This is a genomic window from Pampinifervens navoyensis (genome assembly GCF_046159715.1).
In the GTDB taxonomy this organism is placed as follows: Bacteria; Aquificota; Aquificia; order Aquificales; family Aquificaceae; genus Pampinifervens.
Genome location: NZ_JBJXCT010000012.1, coordinates 1 through 20493, shown reverse-complemented (window position 1 = coordinate 20493; position 20493 = coordinate 1). Strand labels below are relative to the sequence as shown.

At 46.8% G+C, this 20493-nt stretch carries 23 protein-coding genes and 1 tRNA gene; 8 read left to right on the top strand and 16 right to left on the bottom strand.

What is annotated here, in order from left to right:
- Genes ACKRDP_RS08655 through ACKRDP_RS08645 form a run of 3 tightly spaced genes read left to right on the top strand, consistent with a single transcriptional unit; the run spans position 1 to position 1499 of the window.
- The gene (locus ACKRDP_RS08655; RefSeq protein ID WP_409154361.1) at positions 1 to 432 is read left to right on the top strand and encodes a hypothetical protein; all 432 of its coding nucleotides are present in this window, start codon (positions 1 to 3) and stop codon (positions 430 to 432) included.
- 12 nt (positions 433 to 444) lie between these two features.
- Complete coding sequence (locus ACKRDP_RS08650; protein WP_409154360.1) at positions 445 to 1014, top strand: hypothetical protein; 570 nt, start codon at positions 445 to 447, stop codon at positions 1012 to 1014.
- 2 nt (positions 1015 to 1016) lie between these two features.
- Positions 1017 to 1499, top strand: coding sequence for a hypothetical protein (locus tag ACKRDP_RS08645; protein WP_409154389.1), 483 nt, complete (start codon positions 1017 to 1019; stop codon positions 1497 to 1499).
- On the opposite strand, the gene ACKRDP_RS08640 is transcribed toward ACKRDP_RS08645, so the two are convergent.
- From ACKRDP_RS08640 to ACKRDP_RS08605, 8 genes are all read right to left on the bottom strand, one after another.
- Positions 1457 to 3184 carry an ATP-binding protein gene (locus ACKRDP_RS08640; RefSeq protein ID WP_409154359.1) on the bottom strand — a complete coding sequence of 576 codons (1728 nt, stop codon included), beginning with the start codon at positions 3182 to 3184 and terminating at the stop codon, positions 1457 to 1459. The two genes, ACKRDP_RS08645 and ACKRDP_RS08640, sit on opposite strands and share 43 nt — an antisense overlap.
- On the bottom strand, positions 3181 to 3849 hold the full coding sequence (gene phoU / locus ACKRDP_RS08635) for a phosphate signaling complex protein PhoU (RefSeq protein WP_409154388.1): 669 nt from the start codon (positions 3847 to 3849) through the stop codon (positions 3181 to 3183). Before phoU ends, ACKRDP_RS08640 begins: the two co-directional genes overlap by 4 nt.
- Positions 3850 to 3899: 50 nt before the next feature.
- A complete protein-coding gene (locus ACKRDP_RS08630) occupies positions 3900 to 4676 on the bottom strand; it encodes an ABC transporter ATP-binding protein (protein ID WP_409154358.1) in 777 nt (258 codons plus the stop codon).
- Positions 4673 to 5341: a molybdate ABC transporter permease subunit gene (gene modB / locus ACKRDP_RS08625; protein ID WP_409154357.1), complete on the bottom strand. Its 669-nt coding sequence runs from the start codon at positions 5339 to 5341 to the stop codon at positions 4673 to 4675. Before modB ends, ACKRDP_RS08630 begins: the two co-directional genes overlap by 4 nt.
- Positions 5341 to 6099: a molybdate ABC transporter substrate-binding protein gene (modA, locus tag ACKRDP_RS08620; protein WP_409154356.1), complete on the bottom strand. Its 759-nt coding sequence runs from the start codon at positions 6097 to 6099 to the stop codon at positions 5341 to 5343. Before modA ends, modB begins: the two co-directional genes overlap by 1 nt.
- Complete coding sequence (locus ACKRDP_RS08615; RefSeq protein WP_409154355.1) at positions 6096 to 7082, bottom strand: XRE family transcriptional regulator; 987 nt, start codon at positions 7080 to 7082, stop codon at positions 6096 to 6098. Before ACKRDP_RS08615 ends, modA begins: the two co-directional genes overlap by 4 nt.
- A 78-nt stretch (positions 7083 to 7160) precedes the next feature.
- The gene (locus ACKRDP_RS08610; RefSeq protein ID WP_409154354.1) at positions 7161 to 7814 is read right to left on the bottom strand and encodes a septal ring lytic transglycosylase RlpA family protein; all 654 of its coding nucleotides are present in this window, start codon (positions 7812 to 7814) and stop codon (positions 7161 to 7163) included.
- Entirely contained in the window at positions 7811 to 8701 is an 891-nt protein-coding gene (locus ACKRDP_RS08605) for a bile acid:sodium symporter family protein (RefSeq protein WP_409154353.1), read from the bottom strand. The genes ACKRDP_RS08610 and ACKRDP_RS08605 overlap by 4 nt, the downstream gene beginning before the upstream one ends.
- Before the next feature lie 17 nt (positions 8702 to 8718).
- Between ACKRDP_RS08605 and ACKRDP_RS08600 the strand changes: the two genes are divergently transcribed.
- Both ACKRDP_RS08600 and ACKRDP_RS08595 read left to right on the top strand, forming a co-directional pair.
- Complete coding sequence (locus tag ACKRDP_RS08600; RefSeq protein WP_409154352.1) at positions 8719 to 9540, top strand: peptidyl-prolyl cis-trans isomerase; 822 nt, start codon at positions 8719 to 8721, stop codon at positions 9538 to 9540.
- Positions 9483 to 10325 carry a SurA N-terminal domain-containing protein gene (locus ACKRDP_RS08595; RefSeq protein ID WP_409154351.1) on the top strand — a complete coding sequence of 281 codons (843 nt, stop codon included), beginning with the start codon at positions 9483 to 9485 and terminating at the stop codon, positions 10323 to 10325. Before ACKRDP_RS08600 ends, ACKRDP_RS08595 begins: the two co-directional genes overlap by 58 nt.
- On the opposite strand, the gene ACKRDP_RS08590 is transcribed toward ACKRDP_RS08595, so the two are convergent.
- The 5 genes from ACKRDP_RS08590 to ACKRDP_RS08570 form a co-directional block, all read right to left on the bottom strand.
- Positions 10290 to 11087: an HAD-IIA family hydrolase gene (locus ACKRDP_RS08590; protein ID WP_409154350.1), complete on the bottom strand. Its 798-nt coding sequence runs from the start codon at positions 11085 to 11087 to the stop codon at positions 10290 to 10292. The genes ACKRDP_RS08595 and ACKRDP_RS08590 overlap by 36 nt on opposite strands.
- Positions 11084 to 11326 carry a cell division topological specificity factor MinE gene (gene minE / locus ACKRDP_RS08585; protein ID WP_409154349.1) on the bottom strand — a complete coding sequence of 81 codons (243 nt, stop codon included), beginning with the start codon at positions 11324 to 11326 and terminating at the stop codon, positions 11084 to 11086. The genes ACKRDP_RS08590 and minE overlap by 4 nt, the downstream gene beginning before the upstream one ends.
- A gap of 2 nt (positions 11327 to 11328) precedes the next feature.
- Positions 11329 to 12117 (bottom strand): septum site-determining protein MinD, encoded by a 789-nt coding sequence (gene minD / locus ACKRDP_RS08580; RefSeq protein ID WP_409154348.1) that lies wholly within the window; start codon positions 12115 to 12117, stop codon positions 11329 to 11331.
- Positions 12118 to 12693, bottom strand: coding sequence for a septum site-determining protein MinC (gene minC / locus ACKRDP_RS08575; protein WP_409154347.1), 576 nt, complete (start codon positions 12691 to 12693; stop codon positions 12118 to 12120).
- 8 nt (positions 12694 to 12701) lie between these two features.
- A tRNA-Asn gene (locus tag ACKRDP_RS08570) sits at positions 12702 to 12777 on the bottom strand.
- Positions 12778 to 12882: 105 nt separating this feature from the next.
- Between ACKRDP_RS08570 and ACKRDP_RS08565 the strand changes: the two genes are divergently transcribed.
- On the top strand, positions 12883 to 13974 hold the full coding sequence (locus ACKRDP_RS08565; RefSeq protein WP_409154346.1) for an FtsW/RodA/SpoVE family cell cycle protein: 1092 nt from the start codon (positions 12883 to 12885) through the stop codon (positions 13972 to 13974).
- Here the strand turns inward: ACKRDP_RS08565 and ACKRDP_RS08560 are convergent.
- From ACKRDP_RS08560 to gltA, 3 genes are read right to left on the bottom strand one after another with little or no spacing between them, the layout of a single operon-like run.
- A complete protein-coding gene (locus ACKRDP_RS08560; RefSeq protein ID WP_409154345.1) occupies positions 13908 to 14852 on the bottom strand; it encodes a glycosyltransferase family 9 protein in 945 nt (314 codons plus the stop codon). The two genes, ACKRDP_RS08565 and ACKRDP_RS08560, sit on opposite strands and share 67 nt — an antisense overlap.
- Complete coding sequence (locus ACKRDP_RS08555) at positions 14849 to 15277, bottom strand: DUF4878 domain-containing protein (protein ID WP_409154344.1); 429 nt, start codon at positions 15275 to 15277, stop codon at positions 14849 to 14851. Before ACKRDP_RS08555 ends, ACKRDP_RS08560 begins: the two co-directional genes overlap by 4 nt.
- Positions 15274 to 16701, bottom strand: a complete 1428-nt coding sequence (gene gltA, locus ACKRDP_RS08550) for an NADPH-dependent glutamate synthase (protein ID WP_409154343.1) — start codon at positions 16699 to 16701, stop codon at positions 15274 to 15276. Before gltA ends, ACKRDP_RS08555 begins: the two co-directional genes overlap by 4 nt.
- Positions 16702 to 16715: 14 nt before the next feature.
- On the opposite strand from gltA, the gene ACKRDP_RS08545 reads away from it, so the two are divergent.
- Both ACKRDP_RS08545 and ACKRDP_RS08540 read left to right on the top strand, forming a co-directional pair.
- Positions 16716 to 19991 (top strand): SNF2-related protein, encoded by a 3276-nt coding sequence (locus ACKRDP_RS08545; RefSeq protein WP_409154342.1) that lies wholly within the window; start codon positions 16716 to 16718, stop codon positions 19989 to 19991.
- On the top strand, positions 19978 to 20385 hold the full coding sequence (locus ACKRDP_RS08540; RefSeq protein ID WP_409154341.1) for a hypothetical protein: 408 nt from the start codon (positions 19978 to 19980) through the stop codon (positions 20383 to 20385). Before ACKRDP_RS08545 ends, ACKRDP_RS08540 begins: the two co-directional genes overlap by 14 nt.
- Positions 20386 to 20493: the final 108 nt, after the last annotated feature.

Sequence of the window (20493 nt, the reverse complement as noted above, 5' to 3'; positions counted from 1 at the left end):
ATGTTTGTTCTGTTCATTCTTATCACACTTCTGCTCTCTATAGCACATGCCAGGGAGGTTCCCTTTACCCTTGAAGACAGGGAAATGCTCAGGAGCATTTACATTCGTATGGAAAAACTTGAAACAAAGGTAGAGGTTGCTTTTAATCAGATTGACAAAAGATTTGAGCAGGTGGACAAAAAGATAGACATGTTACTTACCTACATGGGTATCATGGCTGGTGCCTTTGTAAGAATTACAGCAGCCACCATAGGCTTTGCCATATGGGATAGGAGAAGTATGATAAAGCCCTTTGAGGACAAGAGCAAGGAGATTGAAAAAAGATTTGAAAAGGGTGAAGAAATGGACAGGAAGTTCTTGGAGGCTTTGAAAACACCTACTCAGAAGGACAGAGAGCTGGCTGAACTTTTGAAAAGGTATAACATGTTATAGAAGGAGGCTGTTATGGTCTGCATAACCCATCTTGAGCTGTGTCCATACTGCAAAAGGATAGCCCTCAAGGTCTGTGAATATGACGAGCCCTATCCAAGGGTGGAGGCAGAATGTCAGTGTTGTGGCTACAGGGCTTACGATGTGCCCATGAGACTCACTCAGGAGGATTTCAAAAACATGCTGGACAGGCTGGGAAGAAAGCTCATTGGGGAAATATGCATAGATGACCGGTGCGGTTCTACAAAGGTTATAAGGCTCATAAAGGAAGGAAGCTATGCTGAATACAGATGTCTTGATTGTGGCTCCGAATGGAACAGCGATGAGGTGCAGAGGTCAATAGACAGGGTAAAGGCTGTGCAGGCAGGTCTCAGAAACGGGAACAGGCTGATGGAGCTTCTCAGGGCTGGAGAAGGAGAGTGTCCTCTCTGTGGCTGGGATATAGGTCACATGCATGTGGGATATGCCGTATCCATTGAATGCTTTGTGTGTGGCTATCATACAGACACAAGGGAAGTGACTCCTCAGGTTGACCTTTCAACCCTTGAATGCCCTGAGTATGAGAGGTCGGAGGAAACGGGTTGAGGGTGCCCCATCAGAAGTTCATAAGGTATGAGGGGTGGAAAGAACAGTTTCTGAAAGATTATGGAGAAATAAGCTCAAGGGATTTGGAACAACTGGCTGAGGAGATAGCAGGCCTCTACCCAGATAGGGATGAAAGGCTTTTCAAAGCCCTGATATCCATGTATGTGGGAGGCTATGAAAAGAGGCTTGAGGACCCAGAGGTCAGATACTGGACCAATTGGGCAGGTATAAAGACCTACAAAACCTTTAACGGTTTTCCCCATCTTTCAGACAGGGAGCTTGCCTTTGCCTTTTATTCCATAGGGAAGGTTTTTGTTCCGCTTCTTCTGCACGAGAGAGGTGTAAAGTCTGAAAGTTTCAAAAAGCTATCCCCGGAAGAGCAGGAGAAGGCAGTTATGGAGGAGCTGGAAATTATATGGGAAAATCATCTTATAAGAGTTCTTCAGATACTTCCATTTCTTGAACTGAGTTCAAAGACCGCATAGAAACCCTTTTTATCAGGAACAGCCCTCACCCGCCAGCCATGAAGCTCTGCTATGTGCCTTACTATGGCAAGCCCGAGACCCATACCCTTGGGATTCTCTGAATGGTAGGGCATAAAGATTAACTCTTCTTTACCCTCCTCTATGCCCACCCCATCATCCCTGTAAGTTATGGTGTCTTTCCCCAGCCCAACCAGTACTCTCTTTGCCCCCCATTCCAGGCTGTTGTTGAAGAGGTTAAAAAACATGTCCCTGAGCAGTCGCTCATCTCCCACAAGCTTCAATTCTCCCATAACCTCTATCTCTAATCCTTCATAGAGCCCTGCCATCTGACGGAGGGTTGCACCCATGTCAACCTCTCCAAACTGAGGTTCTGTGTCTGTGGAAAGGCTCCTAAACTGGTCAATGGTTTCCTTAATTCTCTGTATTTCCTCAAGCATCAGCTCTGCCATCTGGGCGATTCGTTCCATATCACACTGTCCTCTTTGCAGAGACCTTAGAAGTCTCTCAAGGTTGAGACTTATGGGTGTGAGGGGGTTTTTTATCTCGTGGGCTATCCTTTTCACTGCCATCTGCCATGTTTTGAAACGCTCGGCAAGAATGACCGCCTCAAGGTCTTCGTATACTATTACTTTACCAATCTCAAGCTCTATCACGCTCTGCCTTATGTTTGCCTTCTTAGAAAGCTCTTCATAGGTTCTGTTGTAAAACTGCTCGCCTTCCCTTGAGAGGAAGGCTATGCCCACAGGCAGGGCATTGAACAGGGTAAGGAGAACTTCCCTTTCCTTGCTGAGCCTGTCGTATAGACCTTTTAGCTCTTCCTTCATACTGACAAAGCTTTTTGCAAGCTCCTGAACCTCATCGCCTGTCTGGGGCACATCCACTTTGACCTCAAAGTTACCTCTTGCTATTTCCCCCGCCCTCTGAGACAGCTTTTCAAGGGGAAGGCTCACATGCCTTGCCACAAGATTACCAAACCATACTGCAGAAAGAAAAGAGACAAAACCCGCAAGAACTATAAAGTAAACATACACTCCCCCTATTATGTCTCTTGCCTTTACCATGTTTCTGAGTTCTGTGGCGGTCTGGGCTATGTCTCTCATAAGAGAGTTTATTCCGGCTTCTCTGGCAATAAGAAGTCTGTAGCCATCAAAGCATAATGTGTATGCCTTTTCACTTATAGTCTCTCTACATTTCGGGTCCTTTTCAACTTCAACCACATCTTCGAAGGATTTAAATGCTTCTGGCTTCATACCATTTTCTTTCAGCAATCTGAAAACTTCTCTGTAGCCTTCAACCCTTCTTTTTTCCTCTTCCTCAATCATGAAATTGAGCCTTTCAGACTTCCTTGCCACTTCCTTGAGCTGTCCACTTATGAAGGATTTTGTAGACTGAAGGAGGATTATGGCGGTTGCTACGTTGAGAAAAATGAGGGGTGTTATTATGTAAAGAAGGAGGCTTGTGGAAAGCTTGCGCCTCAGGGGTCCTTTCCTGCCTGTAAGGTAGGTTTTTATAAACTTCCTGAAAAATATTACAAAGACTGCAAACAGGACAAGGAGGTCAAGGTTTATGACTAGGAGCACCAGGGGGTAGCTTATACCCCATATCTCCCTCAGGTTATCAAGAAAAGCTACGTTTATGAGTGTGAAGGTAAGGAAGGAAAGGATAAAGGCGAGGTATAGCCTCAATGCATCTCCTTCTCCTTTATGTGCTGATGCTTTACCACCTCTCCTTCAGACCAGTATATAGTCATCTCCGCTATGTTTTCTGCATGGTCTGCCATCCTTTCAAAGTGTCTTGCTATGAAGGAAAGGTGCAGAGACCTCTTTATGTTTCTGTGGTCTTCCAGCATGTAGGTTATGAGCTCCCTCTGAACCTGATGGTATAGCTCATCCATCATATCGTCCCTCTCTATTACCTTTTTGGCAAGAGCCGTATCCCTCTGGAAAAAGGAAAGCACCGCATCCTCTATCATGCTCTTTACATTTGCAGCCATAAGGTTCAGGTTTATGTAAGGTTTCAGTGGAGGCTCCTGTGCAAGAAGAATTGACCGCTCTGCTATGTTCTCTGCCTCGTCTGCAATTCTCTCTAGGTCGGAAACAATCTTGTATATACCCATTATAAGCCTCAGGTCAACCGCCTCTGGCTGATAGAGGGCTATCATCCTTATACATCTTCTTTCTATCTCCACCTCCATCTGGTCAATCTGGTCATCGCCCTTTATGATTTCTTCTGCCAGCTCTAAATCTTGCTTGTTGAGAGACTCTATAGCCTTATCCACAGCCTCCTTTACAAGACCAGCCATCATAAGAACAAGGTTTTTTGTCTCTTCAAGTTCCTGAAAAAGCTTCATCATTACCCTCCTTAAATATAGTATTTTACCCAAAGACTGTTAAGATTCAGTTAAGGAGAGGCTAAAGGAACCTTTACGCTTGCCAGTTTATCTCCGATTCGCAAGGTGAGAATTGTTCCGTCTTCTTCCTGCACTTTACTTATGAGAGTTGCATATCTATCTGGGAGAATTCTCTGCGGTTCTCCTTCTTCTATTACTCTGCCCCTCTGAACTTTTATAACTCTGTCTGCAAGCCTTAATGCTTCCTCTCTGTCATGGCTTACCATGAGGGCTGGGATGGAGGATTTTCTCTGAAAGTCCTTAAGCTCCTTCTGAAGCTCCTGCCTGAGCTCTGGGTCGAGGGCGGAGAGGGGCTCATCAAGAAGGAGGACCCGTGGCTCCTTCGCCAGAGCCCTGAGAAGGGCAACCCTCTGTTTCTGTCCCCCAGAAAGCCTGTCTGGTTTCTTGTCCCTGAGCCCCTCAAGCCCAGCCATCCTCAGAAGTTCAAGGGCATAATCTCTGTTTTTCTCTTTCATACCATACATGACATTTTCCAGCACTGTCATGTTGGGAAAGAGGGCATAGTCCTGAAAGACAAAGCCCACATCTCTCCTTTGAGGTGGCAGGTTTATTCCCCTTTTTGAATCAAACCAGACCTGCCCATCCACCTCTATGTAGCCCTCTTCTGGTTTTTCAAGTCCGGCTATGCATCTGAGAAGAGTGGTCTTCCCGCTGCCAGACTGACCGAGGATTACCAGAAACTCTGTTCCCCTGACCTCAAGCTCCACATCAAGCCAGAAATCGCCATCAAAACCGTGAAGCAGTTTCTTGACCCTTACCCTTATCACAGGCTCCACCTCCTGTTTACCGCATACAGCAGGGCAAGGCTTATGAAGGAGGCCACAAAAAGGATGCCTGCGTATACATGGGCGGTTGCGTAGTCTATGGCTTCCACCGCATCGTATATGGCTATGGAGACCACACGGGTATCCCCCTCAATATTGCCTCCCACCATGAGGACCACTCCAAACTCGCCTATAGTGTGGGCAAAGCTCAGGACTGTGCCCGTAAGCACGGACGCTTTCATGTTTGGAAGGATGACTCTGAATAGGGTCTGTAACTTTGATTTTCCCAGCGTCCAGCTTGCTTCTATTATGTTGAGTGGAACGCTCCTGAAGCCGGATGTAAGGGGATGCACCATCATGGGCAGGCTGTATATAACAGATGCTATAACTATACCTTCAAAATGAAAAACCAGCTGACGGTCAAGGAGTTTATACCACAGAGAGCCTATGATGCCGTGCTTGCTCAGGAGCAAAAGGAGATAAAAGCCCAGCACCGTAGGTGGAAGCACAAGGGGTAGTGTGGTAAGGGCTTCAATAAGAAGTCCAAGCCTGCTTTTTGTGTAGGCTAGATAATAAGAAAGGGGGATACCAATTACGAGCAGTATCAGGGTTGTCCAGAAGGAGAGCTTGAGGGTGAGCCATATGGGGATGGGGTTTATGTCTACCATCACCTTGCCTCTCCCGGAAGGACAAAGCCGTATTTAACGAATATTTTTCTTGCTTCTGGTGAGCCTATGAAATCGTAAAACCTCTTGCTGTTTTTCAGCTTGCCACCCTCTTTTGTTATTCCATATCCCTGAGCCAGCCTTTCGTGCTTGTCTTCTGGTATGAGCCAGTATTTTCCTCTTGCCTCCATCTGAGGGGCAAGAGCCAGTGAAAGGGCTATTATGCCTATGTCTGCAGCGCCAGAGTAAACAAAGCTGGCAGTCTGAGATATATTCTCACCCAGGACAAGCTTATTTCTTACCCTTTCAAAGACTCCATAGCTTTCAAGGGCCTCCTTTGCTGCCCTGCCATAGGGAGCATGTTCCCAGTTGGCTATGGCTATTCTTCTGGCCCTTGGGTCAAGAAGCACATCCGGAAACTTTGAGGGGTCAAAAGGCGAGTCTTTCCTGGTCCAGACTACTATCCTTCCAACTGCGTAGAGTTTTGGCTCTGTTATTATATGCCCCTCTTTGTATAGCTCCTCCACATACTTCATATTTGCAGAAAAGTATATGTGAAAGGGTGCTCCAGCTCTGACCTGTGCATAGCCCTTGCCTGAAGAGCCAAAGACGAGCTCTATTTTATCTTCTGGATACCTCTTTTGATAAAGGCCTGCAATCTCCTTGAGGGCATACCGCAGGTCTGCGGCGGCAAATACCCTTATAAGCTCTGCATGTGCAAGGCTCAGTAGTCCCAGTAGAAGAAGGAGCAATGTTTTCATGTGGCTACCTCCTCCATAGGTTTTTTCTTATATCCCGGCAGGTAAGAGAGGAGTCTGCTGTATCTTTTCCCTCTTAGAAAGTCAAGCAATCTTAAAAACTCTTGCTCCTCCTCTAGCTCCTCCCTGTAGCAGAGGCAATAGTCCTCCCACTTGACTCCCATGAAATCAAGTCCATAATCAAAGGCAGAGGCTCTTGTGCCTATTCCGGCGTCCCCAAAGCCTTCTTTCAGACTGAAGGCTATGTTCTCATGACCTCCCGTGACCACTCTAAAGTTCTCTATGTTCATGTCTATCCTTAACTCATCAAAGACCTTTCTTGCACCGCTTCCCTCTTCTCTTGCCAGCCATAATTTCCTTCCAAGCTCTCTGAGAGAGATAACTTTTCTTGCCATTATCCCCTCTTCCCAGGAGAAAAGTCTTAAAATTCTGTATCCTTCACCAAGAAAATCCCTTGCAACCTTCACATTTTCTTCAAAGCTTCCCATATGCATTCCTGCCATGTGAACAAAGCCCGCCTTTAAAAGTTCAAGAGCCTTCATGCTTGGGAGGTTTACAACCAGAAGCCTTATCCCTTCCTCTCTCAGTGCTTCTGAAAGGAGCTTGAAGGATGGGTCACAGCCTGCAAAGGTGTAGGTATGCCTGTGCTTCTTTTCAAACCATTCAATACCCTCTTTTTTTAAAAAGCCTTCAGGACTTTCCTTACTTTCTGCGAGGCTTACAGGAAAAAGAATCTTTCTGTGCCCTACCCTGTAGCTTACGAAGAGCCCCCTTTCAAAGCCCGGAAAAGGAATAAACTCCTCCTGAGAGAAAAGTTCTTCCACGCTGCATCCAAGCACCTTAGAAAGCCTTATGGCGTAATCTACTGAGGGGACGGCTCTGCCCGACTCAATGGCGCTTATGGTGGTTCTTGGAATGCCTGCCAGTCTTGCAAGCTCTTCCTGAGAAAACCCAAGCAGTTGTCGCTTTTCTCTTACTCTGTTCATTGATAATATATTGTCTTATATGGATGAAAAATTGTCAAGCCTCTCCTTGAGCTGCTGCAGGGGCAAGTGATTCTCCTTTCACTCCCCACATCTTAACACCTGAGCCTGAACTTCCACCACACCGTCTTTTATCATATCCAGGTCTCTTGCAGCAGAGTAAGAGAGGTCAAGCACCCTTCCCGCCTTCAGAGGCCCTCTGTCAATTACCTTCACCCTGACCTCTCTTCCGTTCTTCAGGTTTCTGACCATGAGGAGACTGCCAAGAGGCAGGTCTGGGCTTGCTGCATAATAGCCGTGCATGTCGTAGGCTCTTCCGTAAGGTGTCTGTCTTCCATGGTAAGGGTCTGCGTAGTAGCTGGCAAGACCCCTTATGTAGGCAGGGCAGATTCTCCTGTCATCTATGCCACACCTTTCTACCTCAATCCTTGCAGGAAATGGCTCACCGCCAAGTAGACTTTCAAACCTTGCCGGCACGCATATACCCCTTTCCTCCTCCCCTCTGAAAACCGCTATGGTTATGCTCTTTCCCGTAAGGAGGCTTATCACTTTCACTCTGCTCCCGCTCTGAAGGAGATTGCTGTATGCTCTGTCTCCCTTGCAGTAAAAGCCCTTAGTCTGAATAACTTCAGGACAGTTGACCCTGAGCTGACCCCGAGTCTCTGGCAGTTTCTCCCGCACCGTAATGGAACAGGAAGAGACAAAAAGGGATGCAAGAAACACAAGCCTTCTCATAGCCTTCTGTAGATTATAGACAGCAGTAGACCGTTTACATTCTGCATAAGACTGAAAAGTGCTCCCGGCAGGGCAGACTCTGGAGGAAAATACCTGAGAGCCAGCACTGTAGCAAGCCCGGAATTCTGCATGCCTACCTCTATGGAAAGGGTCTTTGATCTTATTCTGTCAAGACCAGTGAGCCTTGCAAAGGTGTATCCGAGGAGAAAACCAAGCAGGTTGTGAAGCATCACGAGGACAAATACAGATAAAGCTGAACCTCTGAGCCTGTCTGCATTTAGAGCAAGAACAGTTGCGATTATAAGCCCTATGAAGAAAACTGCAATGTATGGCAAAATCCTCTCAAGATATAATACACGCGGAAAGAGCCTTCTCATTACTATCCCTGCGATCACCGGCAGAAGGATTATGAGCAGTAAGTCCCTGGTCATGGAATACAGGGGCACATCAACCCTTTTTCCCACAAGAAAATAGGTAAGAAGCGGAGTCATCACGGGTGATATGAGAGTGGAAAAGGTGGTCATGCTTACCGAATAGGCAAGGTCTCCCCTTGAAAGGTATGTTATCACATTGGAGGCAGTTCCGCCGGGAGCGGAGCCCACAAGAACCGAACCATAAAGAAGTCTTTCATCAACCCGGAGCAGGAGGGCAAGGCTATAGCCAAGAAAGGGCATGATGGTGAACTGTAAAAGCCCCGCATAGATTATTCTTGCAGGTCTCCTGAAAACCTCAAAAAAGTCCGCACTTCTCAGAGTTATACCCATGCTTAGCATAATGAGTGCAAGAAGATAAGGAACAGCGGGCATGAGCCTGGAAAAAGGCTCTTTTACATAAAGGCCCAGGAGACTGAAGGTGAGCAGTATCCCTATGGTGATAATTGCCTGCATATTGCTATAATATACCCATGAAGCTAATCCTTATCATCCTTGTGCTTCTGAACCTTGCGTCAGCAAGGGTTGTGGCACGCATAGACAAAGAACAGATAACCTTAAACGAGGTTCGTCAGGCTTTTAACGCCTACTGGAGAGAGATACTGCACCTTCCAATCGCCAGAGCCACCTCCAGAGACCTTCAGGAATTTATAGTGGAGTATGTCAGGAGCAAGATAATACATATGGAAGCCAGAAGGATGGGCATATCCGTGACGCCCAGAGAGTTTGAAGAATATGTGGAAAAGCATATAGGTAGCAAGCGCCTTAGCGATGTGGCAAAGGACCTTATAACCACAGAGATGCTGAGTCAGAGGATAATAAGCAGGATAGCAGGAGACCTTGAGGTCAAGGAAGGTCAGATAACCGCTTACTATTACCTTAACCTGAGAGACTTCAAGCTTCCGGCACAGGTGCTCCTGGATAGGTATACCTCAGACAGCCTTGACACGGCCAACGAGGTATACTACAGCCTCTCACGAGGACTTACGGTCAGGGAAAGTGGTGTAAGGGCTGGTCAGCCCATGTGGTATTCCATACAGACTCTACCGGAGGTAGTCAGGCGCCAGCTTTATCCTTACGAGGTGGGCAAGACCACAAGACCCATAGAGGTGGGTGGCCTTTATGTTATCTTCAGGGTGGCAGACAGGAGGGGAAGTGGTATAATGCCCCTTGAAGAAGCAAGGCCCATAGTAAGGGAAAAGCTTCTCAGGGAAAAAAGGCAGGAGGTTTTTCAGAGATGGTTTCAGGAGGCTTCAAAAAGATATTCTGTGGAATTCTACTTTGGTCAACTCTGAGCTTCTCTGCAACACTTGTGGACAGAGTTGTGGCCTCTGTTAACTCAGAACCAGTCCTTGAAAGCGATATAAAGATGGGCATGTTATACTACGCAACCTCAGACAGGAAGCAAATTCTGGATAAGCTCATAGAAAATATGCTTCTGTATCAGTTTCTCATGGGGAGAGGTCTGCAGGTTCCCCCTGAGCTCATAGAGGAGGCACTTCAGAGCATTGCCAGGGCAAACAGGATGACCATTGACGGTATAGCTCAAGAGCTTGCAAGGGAGGGGCTTACCCTTCAGGACCTGAGGAGGTTTTTAGAGAGGGAACTTCTGGCTACACAGGGGCTGAGGGCCTTTCTTGAGAGAGAGGTAAAGGTCTCTGATGTGGAGCTTGAGCTGGAAAGGCTGAAAAGTGGAAATGTAAAGTTGGTAAGAGAGGTGGAGCTTCTTGTGGTGGACAGAAAGGACGAAGGAAAACTCAAAGCTATCTTTGAACCCACAAAAGGGCCTGAAGTCCTGGCACGGGAAATGGGTCTGAAGGTGGAGAGGCTCAGGGTTGGCAGAGGCGAACTGGTTGAAGCCCTTGACAGAGAAGTCTGGAGGTCCAGCCCTGGACAGCTTGTCTTTGCCGAAGACAAGGACCACATATACATTGCAAAGGTAATTTCTCAAGAAGAGGTGACGGAAGGCAAAAGCGTAGAGGAGCAAAGGCAAGAACTCCTTGCCAGAAAAATTGAAGCAAGAAGGCAGGAGCTTCTTGAAAGGTTAAGAAAGAACAGCTTTATAAAGGTAGTCCAGTAGCCGTGTAAGACTGTCAAAGACAAGGTCTGGTTTAAAGTCCGCTTTCAGGAGTTCTTCTCTCTTATACTTGCCTGTGGTCATAAAGACGGTTTTCAAGCCAAGGTCTCTGGCACCCAGCAGGTCCGTGTATACATCGTCGCTCACCAGATAGATATCCTCACCATCCAGCCCCATAAGGGCATACCTGATAAACTCTTCTGAAGGTTTTCCAAGGTTTGGCAGGTCTTTATCGTAATTACATGCATGAGCTATGGCAAGGGCGATGGAGCCTGCACCCGGAAAGTAAAGCCCATCGTCATCTTTTACTATTCTGCTCATGTTTATGGGGACTAATATGGCACTGTGCAGGAATACGGCAGAGGTTGCCATCTTGAGCTTTTTGAAGTCCAAGCTCCTGTCCTGACCTATTACAACTGCATCTGCCATATGGTCCTGAACCACCTCAAAGCCAAGTTCTTTCAGGTATTCTTCAACAGCAGGCATGCCTATAAACAGAACCTTTCTTACACCCTGTCTCCTTAGATAGCTTCCCAGAAGAGACAGAGGAGTAATGAGTTCATCCTCCATAAGCGCAATGCCTTTCTCACTTAAGGCACTTATGAGTTTTTGTGGAGGCCTTGTGGAGTTGTTGGAAACCACTCTAAAGGGTATCTTTAGCCTTCTGAGTTCTTCAAGAAAGACAACCGTGTCGCCGAAGGGGTTCAGTGCCTTGTCTTTTACAAGAACTCCATCAAGGTCCAGAAGGAAAACAGGACCTTTCATTGCTTGAAGGGTATGCTAATCCAGAGCTCATCAAAATTGTCCTTATCCCTTTTTATGTCCACCTCTATCTTTTTAACCTCAAACTGAGGATATTTGGAAAATACGGATATGAGGTCATCTCTTAGCCTGTCAACAAAGTTTGGTGGAAGACCCTTTCTCTCGTATGAAAGCACAAGAGTCAGCCTTCTTTTTGCCTCATCTTTACTCTTGCCTCTGTTAAAAAGAAGGTCCCATATCATAGCTATCTACCCAGAAGCTTCTCAAGAAGGCCCTTTTTCTCACCGTAGCGGACCATAGGTATATCCTCACCTTCAAGCCTTCTTGCCATGTCTAAGATTGCCTTTGATGCATTGTAGTCCTTTGAGAGAACTATGGGCTCTCCTCTGTTGGTAAAGTCCACCAGCTTTGGCTCCTCCGGCACTATGCCTATGGGCTGGGCTTTCAGTATGTCCACTATGTCTTCCACTGAGAGCATCTCACCTCTTTTCACGCTATCCCACTTCATCCTGTTTATCACAAGGTAGTATTCCTTCTTGCCCATGTTTTCCAGCAAGCCTATAATCCTATCTGCATCCCTTATGGAAGAGACTTCAGGGTTTACCACCACCAGGGCTGTGTCTGCAGGCAGCGCAGCTATCTGAAAACCCTGTTCTATACCAGCGGGAGAATCTATGAATATGTAATCATACTCGCCTGATTCTTTAACCCTGTTTATAAGCTCTACCCACCTTCCCCTGTCTATGGCATCCTTGTTCTTTGTCTGGTTGGCGGGAAGGAGCCAGAGGCTCAGCCCCCTTTTATCCTTTACCAGAGCCTTGTGAAACTCCACTCTTCCTTCAAGCACATCAAGCACATCGTAAACAATCCTGTTCTCAAGCCCCAGTATCATGTCAAGGTTTCTGAGCCCTATGTCCGCATCCACCGCAAGAACCTTTCTCCCAAAGTTTGCTAAGGCAACGCTAAGGTTGGCTGTTATTGTGGTTTTGCCTACGCCCCCCTTTCCTGATGTTACCACAAAAACCTTGCTCATTCAGACCCTCTCAAGTATTATATTACCCTCTTCAATTTTTGCAACCTCTGGATAGCCAGGGGACTTTCTTTCTTCCTCATCCATAATGGCAACCTTTTTCCCTATTCTTACCTGCTGTGGCTCCATTTCAAGAGCGACAACCACAGCCCTTTCATCTCCCAGTGCTCCAGCTATGGCAATCCCCCTGAGTCTGCCCATAACTATTATATTTCCGGTTGCTATCACCTGTGCATCCTTGTTTACATCCCCAAGGACCAGTATGTCCCCGTTATGTTCCACTCTCTGACCTGAACGAAGGTGTTTCTGAACCACAAGGAGCCTGTCTCTCTTGCCTTCCTCCAGTCCAGCCGAGCTCAGTTTCTTTACGCTCTTTATGTTTCTGTCCGTAAGAGCCTTTTCTATTTTTTCAATATCTCCTCTTTTAAGGAAGCCCTTACCATCTATAAGCACATAGCTGCCTTCAAACAGTCTGGAAGAAACCTTCTGTTTTATCTCTTCTATAAGGGTATCCACATCCCCCTTTTCCTTTATTTCTATCAGCACCACTGGAAGAGTAATTCCTCTTATCTCTACCATGCTTTTACTGGCTCCGGGGGAGGGACTCGAACCCCCAACCTGACGGTTAACAGCCGCCTGCTCTGCCTGTTGAGCTACCCCGGATTCATATATATTATACACCCTGTCTGACCCTTTGCTATACTTTTATCTGCAGTGTTGAAAAACTGGGATGCATGGATAATATTCAGCATCTTTGCTCTTTTTTTTATGGGTGAGGCTGTCATAATCAGCGTAAACACGGTCCCATACCTGATGGACTCCTACCAGAATCTGAGCATATACAAAAAACCACTCCTTCAGATTCTAGTTTTTATTTCTGGCTTTTTGCTGGCAAGCCTTCTTACAAGGCTTGATTACAGAAGATATATGAGCGGTGGCATTCCCTATTTTCTCGTTCTCCTTGCCCTTTTGAGTCTTCTGCTTGTTCTTATAAAAAAGCTTTTAACTGGCAGACCTGTGGACAGATGGCTCCTCGGTGGCAGCCTCCAGCCCCTTGAGTTTGCCAAGATTGCCCTTGTCCTTTTCCTCTCTTATTACATAGTGCGTAAGGGGAATCTGAGACAGTGGAAACATCTTTTCTGGGCTCTAATTTTTCCTCTTCTCATGGCTCTTTTACTACTTGCACAGCCTGACAAGGGCGGTGCGGTCTTTATACTACTGATTACAGCCCTTATGGTCTACGTGGGCGGTGTTCCAAAAAGGGTCTACCTTATAGTGATTCCTATATTTTCCCTTATGGTCTACTACATACTCACCTCAAAGGGTTATGTGGCGGAGAGGCTTTCTGCCTGGAAGGACCCCTTTCTGGATGCTGAGGACAGTGGATACCAGATAATACAGTCTCTTTACGCTCTTGCAAGGGGTGGGTTTATGGGCGTAGGTATAGGTCAGGGACTTCAGAAACTGGGACCTCTACCGGCCTCGGACACGGACTACGTGATTGCTATCGTAGGGGAGGAGATGGGTTTTCTCGGTGTTTTATTGGCTATCATCCTGTATGCCATACTGGTGGGTAGATTGTTATGGCATGCCTTTATGGCTAAGGGGCAGATGGAAAAGCTTATTCTCTTTGGAACTGCTATAAACTTTGCTTACTCTTTCCTCTGGAACCTTGCCATGGTCTCTAACCTGATACCTCCCAAGGGAATAGCTCTGCCCTTTGTCAGCTATGGTTCTTCCAACCTGCTCGCTTCCTTACTTTTCCTGGGTATAGCCCAGTCAGTGATAAACCATCAGGAAAGAACCCTCTCTAATGCCTCAAGAACTTCCTCCACCCTGACCATACTCAGGCATGCATGAGTTCCAGTCTTGCATACCTTTGGGTTTGGTGAGCAGGGTGAACAATAGAGCTGTGGTTTTACGTATTCACCCTTTAGAGGATAGAAGCCGTAATCCGGTGAAGTTGCCGTGTATACGCTTATTGCAGGCACCCCAAGGGCGTTGGCTATATGGACCGGGGATGAGTCGCAGGAAATGACAGCCCTTGAAAGGCTTATTACTGCCATCAGTTCTCTCAGTGATGTTCTGCCAACCAGGTTTTTAGCCCCTGTTGCCCAGAAAACCTCAGCCCTTTCTCTGTCTCTTTCTGTCCCCACCACTACGGGTCTTATGCTCAACCTCCCTGCGAGCTCCACCCACCCCTCCATGTTCCATTCCTTGAGCCTGAAGTTGGAGAAGGGAGAAAGCACCACAAAATTCTCTGGAAGTCCAAACTTCTCTTTAGCCTGCTTTTTCTCCTCTTCGGATACAAACAGCCATGGCTTTTTGTCGTAGTCCTTTATGCCCAGTGGCTTTAAAAGCTCAAGGTTTCTGTCCACCTCGTGGAGCTCCCACCTGTGTTTTACTGTGTGCGTATAAAGCCAGCTGAACTCTGACCTGTCAAAGCCAATCCTTACCGGCACGCCCGCCATGAAAAGTATAAGGGCACTTCTTGCAGATATATGTGGACTTATGGCTATCTGGTATTCTCTTATCTTTTCAACTATTTCAAAGCTTTCCCATACGCCCTTGTCAAAGGCTATGAGCTCCAAATCAAAACCCTTCAGAAGCTCCTTTATAAAGCTCCTGCCCACAAAGGCAATACGAGAAGATGGGAAATTTTTTCTTAGGGTTCTTATAAGGGGAGTGGCGAGCACCACATCCCCCAGATAGGCTGTCTGCCATATGAGAAACTTCATTTAATGCCCGATATGCTGGCTATCCTCCACCTCTTTTCGTCCTTTATCACTATAAAGGTGAAAATCTTTTCCACTCCTTCCTTGTCTGTGACCTTAACTATAACCTCTGCATGCTTGTCATCTATTCTGCTTGTGTCAAGCACCTTTACCTTCTTTATGTTCTCACCCATGGAGGAAAGAAGACAGGCAAGCACCTCTGAAGGTTTCATTTCTGTTAATTGAAGAGGGAGCTTCACATCCTGCACAAGTGCATCCCTGAAGGGTGGATACAGAAGCATCACTGCTTCCCTTCCTTCCCCATCCCTGATGTTCTCGATAAAATCCTTAACTGTGTTTCTTGCCGATTTCTCAGGGTTTTCCCCACAGGCTCTAAAAACAAAAAAGGCCAGGAGCACAGCTCCCACTGCTAAGGCAACCTTTTTCATAACCTAACCTCCTCTATGAGAAATTTATGGATTGAATGTGCAGCCTTTCTTCCTTCAGCAAGGGCCCTGACTACCGTGTCTCCGCCGTTTACCGCATCTCCGCCGGCAAAGAGGCCCCTTATGGAGGTCCTGAAACCTTCATCTACCTTTACAGTCCCCCATTTAGTGAGTTCAAGGCCTGGCATATCCTCGTAAGCTACGGAGTTTGCCTTCTGGCCTATGGCAAATATGACCGAGTCGCATTCTATAACATGCTCTGAGCCTTCCACTGGCACCGGTCTGGGTCTTCCGCTTTCATCTGGCTCACCAAGGGTCATTTTTATACATTTTAACCCTATCACATGCCCACTCTCATCTCCAAGTATTTCCACAGGCTGGGTAAGCCAGTGAATTATGGCCCCCTCCTCTGATATGTGGTCCCACTCTTCCTGACGGGCAGAGGAGGTTTCCCTTGTTCTTCTGTAAACCACATGGGTTTCAACACCCAGCCTGAGGGCTGTTATGGCACAGTCCACCGCAGTAAAGCCACCACCGATTATGGCAGTCCTTCTTCCAAGGTTAACGGGCGTTCCGCTCTGAGGGAAGAGGTCAGATCTCACTAAGCCAACCCTTGTGAGCACTTCTATGGCGGAGTATACGCCTTTTAGATGGTCTCCTCTTATGCCAAGAGAACCTCTGCCGGCACCTACGCCAAGAAAGACCGCATGATATCTCTCTAAAAGCTCAGAGAGCTTTACAGTTCTTCCCACCACATGACCGAAGAAGAATTGAACTCCGAGCCTCTGGAGCCTTTTTATATCCCATTCTATGATATCTCTGGGAAGCCTGGCATGAGGTATGCCGTAGCTCATAACACCGCCGGGCTTTGGAAGGGCTTCAAAAACATGGACCTCGTGTCCCCATCTGGCAAGGTCGTAAGCACAGGCAAGCCCTGCCGGTCCTGCACCCACTATCGCCACCCTGTAGCCGGTAGATTTTACCCTTTCGCCATCAACCTCCAGCCCAGAAATCCTGATAAAATCTCCCACAAACTTCTCCAAGACCCCTATACTTACGGGGAGTCCCTTGTTCTTCCTGTCCCTTACTGTATCGTAGTAGAGGATGCATGAGCCCTCACACTGTCTCTCCTGTGGGCATATCCTTCCACATATGGAAGGAAAGGGGTCCGTTTCTATTATTTTTTTGTAGGCACCCACAAGGTCCCCTTCCGTTATCTTCTTTATGAAACCCGGGATGTCCACATTTATGGGACATCCCTTTATACATCTCTGGTCTGCATCCTTGCAGAAGAGACACCTCTGGGCTTCATCGAGGGCAAGGCTTACAGAGTAGCCAAAGGCGTATTCTCTGAAGGTCTTCACCCTCTCCGAAGGGGGCATGAGGGGCTCTGGGTTTCTGTCCTCGTATCTTATACGCTTTGCCATCAGTAAATAATTATATGCAGAGGTTTTTAAATTTTATCGTAGCAAATATAATAATCTCCATGCCCTTTATTACCAACTACGGGCAGAGGAGCCTGAGGGAAAGGCTTGAGCAGATAATGCCAAAAGTAAGAGAGATGAAATTCCTTGTGGGCTTTTTTTATTTTTCTGGGCTTGATGTTATCTTCAAAGCCCTTGAAAGGCTTGATAGGGAGGGTAATCTCAAAGAAAACAGCATAAAAGTGCTTGTGGGGCTTGGCGTTGACCAGGGTCTCTATGGGCTTTATGAGTATGCACAGGAGCACAGCAGTAGAAAGGATATGGAGGAGGATTTTTGTGAGTCTCTTGCCAGGGCTTTTGTGGCTGAAGAGCTTGACAGACCGGAGGTATGGGAACAGGTAAAGTTCTTTTTAAGATTACTTGAGGAAAATAAGCTGGTTATCAGAAAGACACGAAAGCCCAACCACTCTAAGCTTTACATCTTCAAACGGGAAGACGATGTATTACCAGCCCTTTTTATAACTGGCAGTAGCAACCTTACCAGAGCAGGCCTTGAGGAACAGCATGAGTTTAATGTGGAGCTCAAGGACTGGGGGATTGAGGAGGCAGAGGCCTTCTTTGACGAGCTGTGGAGAAATGCCGTCTCCCTGAACCCGGATGTTATTGTAAGGACCTTCAGGGAAAGGACCTTCTTCAGGAGTATGACACCCTTTCAGGCGTGGGCATACCTTGTCAACCTTTATCTGAACTCTTATTCTGGCAAGGAGGATGGAACAGTTGCCGAGCTCATAAAAGCCAGCGGATTCATTCCCTACTCCTATCAGTTGGAAGCTGTCTCTCAGGCGGTAAAAACCTGTCAGATGCACGGGGGTGTAATACTTGCAGATGTGGTGGGGCTTGGGAAGACAGTGGTTGCCTGCGCAGTTGCAAGAAAGCTTGGAGGGAGAGGTATTGTCATATGTCCTCCCCATCTGGTTGGAGACATCAACGGGAACTATGGCTGGACGAAATACTTGAGAAACTTCAGCCTGAGGGATGAATTTGAAGTTTTCTCGACCGGCAACCTTGATGGTGCTCTGGAGTATGTAAGGAAGCATGAGGATGAGGTTCAGGTTGTCATAGTGGACGAGGCCCACCGCTTCAGGAACGAAAGAACAAGTAGCCATCAAAATCTTCAGGCAATATGTAGAGGCAGGAAAGTTCTGCTGCTTACCGCCACACCCTTTAACAATAGACCCTCTGACATATACGCCCTTCTCAAACTCTTTACACCACCAGGTAATTCCTCCATTTTGCTGGAGAAAGACCTCAAAGGGAAGTTTGAAGCCTATCAGAAGAGCTTTGAAAACTGCTCCTACATCCTCAGATACTACAGCTCTGTTCAGGAAGATAAAAGGGTCAGGGCTAAAAGGCTATACGAGCAGGAGTTTGGAGGAGATGATGTTAATCCAGAAAGGGTCAAAGACAGGCTCAGACGCATAGCAAAGGAAATAAGAGGCATCCTTGAGCCTGTGGTCATAAGAAGAAACAGGCTTGACCTCAAACACTACGAGGAAAAGATAGACATGCCCAGGGTGATGGACCCCATAGAATGGTTTTATGAGCTCACAAACAGCCAGATGGAATTCTACGATAAGGTTATAAATACCTTCCAGAGCTTTGAGGAGGGAGGCTCCTTTACGGGAGCTCTTTACTATCCCGCCCACTATCTGAAGGAAAAGCCAGAGGAGTTTGAGAGGCTATACCAGAGAAACCTGTATGACTTCATGAGAAGGTTGCTCGTCAAGCGTTTTGAAAGCAGTTTCAGAGCTTTCAGAGACAGCCTTGATAACTTTCGGGAGACCCATGAAAAAATCCTTGAGTTTGTAAAAGATAGACATGTGTTTGTTCTGGACAGAAGCCTTCTTAAAAAGCTCCTTAAAGGTGAGGAGGAGCTGGAAGGGCTTGCAGAGGACTACGGGGATTACAGGAAAATATACAGGATTGGGGAGCTGAATCAGGACTTTCTCAAAGACATTCAGAGAGATAAGGAACTCTTTGAGAGCCTTATGGAAGAGTTTGACATGCTTGAGCTTGGAGATGATGACCCAAAGCTCAAAAGGCTTGTGCTGGGTCTTGAGGAGCTTCTCAAGGACAGAAAGGTTGTCATATTTACCGAATACCTGGACACCGCGAGGTATCTGGGCGATGCTCTGGAGAAGTTCTTTCCCGGTATGGTTCTGAAGGGCTATGAAAACCTTGAGGGGAAAATACGGACCATATACAGGAACTTTGATGCCAGCGCTGAAAGCTGGGATGACCAGTATAAGATACTTGTTGCCACCGACAGGCTTTCAGAAGGCTTTAACCTGAACAGGGCAGGAGCTGTTATAAACTACGACATACCGTGGAACCCTGTAAGGGTAATACAGAGAGTGGGAAGGATAAACAGGATAGGGAAGAAGGTCTATGAAGAAATATACATAATAAACTTTTTCCCAACGGAGAGGGGTGCAGACATTGTCAAGTCAAGGGAGATAGCCCAGCAAAAGCTCTTTATGATTCACAGAGTTCTTGGTGAGGATTCAAAACTTCTCTCGCCAGAGGAAGAGCCCCAGCCCTCAAGGCTCTACAGGCGTATTAACGCCAGTTACGAGGATGTGGAGAGGCTTACGGAAGGAGAGAGCCTCATAACAAGGCTGAGGGAGGAATGGAGGAGAATAGAAAAGGCATGCCCGAACATAAGAAAAGAAATAGAAAAAATGCCCCAGAGGATAAAGGTGGCAAAAGCTGGAGAAGAGAACTCCCTTATCGTGTTCATCAAAAGAGGGGAGGACATATTTGTCAGTTATGTGAATTATGAAAACCCTGAGCCTGCTTCTGTGGGTTTTGAGGAGGTTCTTGAACTGGTGAGGGAGGATAACCCGCAGAAGAAGTCTCTACCCCTGAGCTCCAGCTTCTGGGAGCACTACTCAAGGGCGATGAGAAAAAGGAGAACTGGTGGATGCAGGGGAAGGCTGGAGGAGCAGGCAAGAAACCTCTTAAAGAGCCTTATCGGAAGGGAAGAGTTTGTGGAACATCATGACTTTCTTAGAGACCTGATAGAAGACATAAGCACCTACTGCACCCTTTCTGAGTATACACTCTCTCTGATAAAGAGCTGGAACGGGTTGAAGACTGAAGACCTGAAGCGGAGGATAGAGGAGCTAAAGGCACTTCTCGGGAAAGACTTCCTGAAAAAGATAAAGGAGAGGAAAGACCCCACGGAAGAGGTTATAATAGCCATAGAAAACATACAACATGCGGGAGATTGAGGAAAGAATAGAGGAGCTGATAAATTCCTTTTCTGAAGAGGCATTTCTTTACTTTCTTGAGGAAAAGAAGGGCGACCTGCACGCCATATGGGAAGAGCTGAAGCCCACAGAAGAGGAGAAGCAATCCTTTGGGAGAATCCTGTTCCTTGCAGAAGGAAGGCTTGAGGACGAGAAAAAATTCGGAGCCCTTTGCATAGAGGTAAAGGGTGAGCTATCCCACAAAAGCGGAAGAAAGAGGCAGTTTGAGCTTGCCAGGAGACTGCTCATAGAGAAGGACCTTGATGTGGGTCTTTTTGCCTTCTACGATGAGAACAGAAACTTCAGGCTTTCGCTGGTTTATGCCCTTTACGAGGGGATAAAACGGTCTTTCAGCACCTTTAAGAGGTATACCTAACCCGAGTTGCAAGTTATAAGAAATTATGGTAAAAAAAAAGCTCCCCATGGAAAACCCATAGGGAGGATTAAGATGATAGAAGAGAAAATTGTAACATACTTCGTCCTT

Bases quoted from the DNA above. Each gene is read 5' to 3' on its own strand.
- ACKRDP_RS08655 (WP_409154361.1), top strand. From the start codon at position 1: ATGTTTGTTCTGTTCATTCTTATCACACTTCTGCTCTCTATAGCACAT.
- minC (WP_409154347.1), bottom strand. From the start codon at position 12,693: ATGGTAGAGATAAGAGGAATTACTCTTCCAGTGGTGCTGATAGAAATA.
- minE (WP_409154349.1), bottom strand. From the start codon at position 11,326: ATGATATGGGACCTTCTTTTTAACAGAGGCAAGAGTAAAGATGAGGCA.
- ACKRDP_RS08600 (WP_409154352.1), top strand. From the start codon at position 8,719: ATGAAGCTAATCCTTATCATCCTTGTGCTTCTGAACCTTGCGTCAGCA.
- ACKRDP_RS08595 (WP_409154351.1), top strand. From the start codon at position 9,483: ATGGTTTCAGGAGGCTTCAAAAAGATATTCTGTGGAATTCTACTTTGG.
- phoU (WP_409154388.1), bottom strand. From the start codon at position 3,849: ATGAAGCTTTTTCAGGAACTTGAAGAGACAAAAAACCTTGTTCTTATG.
- ACKRDP_RS08605 (WP_409154353.1), bottom strand. From the start codon at position 8,701: ATGCAGGCAATTATCACCATAGGGATACTGCTCACCTTCAGTCTCCTG.
- modA (WP_409154356.1), bottom strand. From the start codon at position 6,099: ATGAAAACATTGCTCCTTCTTCTACTGGGACTACTGAGCCTTGCACAT.
- ACKRDP_RS08545 (WP_409154342.1), top strand. From the start codon at position 16,716: ATGCAGAGGTTTTTAAATTTTATCGTAGCAAATATAATAATCTCCATG.
- minD (WP_409154348.1), bottom strand. From the start codon at position 12,117: ATGAGCAAGGTTTTTGTGGTAACATCAGGAAAGGGGGGCGTAGGCAAA.
- gltA (WP_409154343.1), bottom strand. From the start codon at position 16,701: ATGGCAAAGCGTATAAGATACGAGGACAGAAACCCAGAGCCCCTCATG.
- ACKRDP_RS08650 (WP_409154360.1), top strand. From the start codon at position 445: ATGGTCTGCATAACCCATCTTGAGCTGTGTCCATACTGCAAAAGGATA.
- ACKRDP_RS08590 (WP_409154350.1), bottom strand. From the start codon at position 11,087: ATGAAAGGTCCTGTTTTCCTTCTGGACCTTGATGGAGTTCTTGTAAAA.
- modB (WP_409154357.1), bottom strand. From the start codon at position 5,341: ATGGTAGACATAAACCCCATCCCCATATGGCTCACCCTCAAGCTCTCC.
- ACKRDP_RS08610 (WP_409154354.1), bottom strand. From the start codon at position 7,814: ATGAGAAGGCTTGTGTTTCTTGCATCCCTTTTTGTCTCTTCCTGTTCC.
- ACKRDP_RS08560 (WP_409154345.1), bottom strand. From the start codon at position 14,852: ATGAAGTTTCTCATATGGCAGACAGCCTATCTGGGGGATGTGGTGCTC.
- ACKRDP_RS08565 (WP_409154346.1), top strand. From the start codon at position 12,883: ATGGGTGAGGCTGTCATAATCAGCGTAAACACGGTCCCATACCTGATG.
- ACKRDP_RS08615 (WP_409154355.1), bottom strand. From the start codon at position 7,082: ATGAACAGAGTAAGAGAAAAGCGACAACTGCTTGGGTTTTCTCAGGAA.
- ACKRDP_RS08540 (WP_409154341.1), top strand. From the start codon at position 19,978: ATGCGGGAGATTGAGGAAAGAATAGAGGAGCTGATAAATTCCTTTTCT.
- ACKRDP_RS08555 (WP_409154344.1), bottom strand. From the start codon at position 15,277: ATGAAAAAGGTTGCCTTAGCAGTGGGAGCTGTGCTCCTGGCCTTTTTT.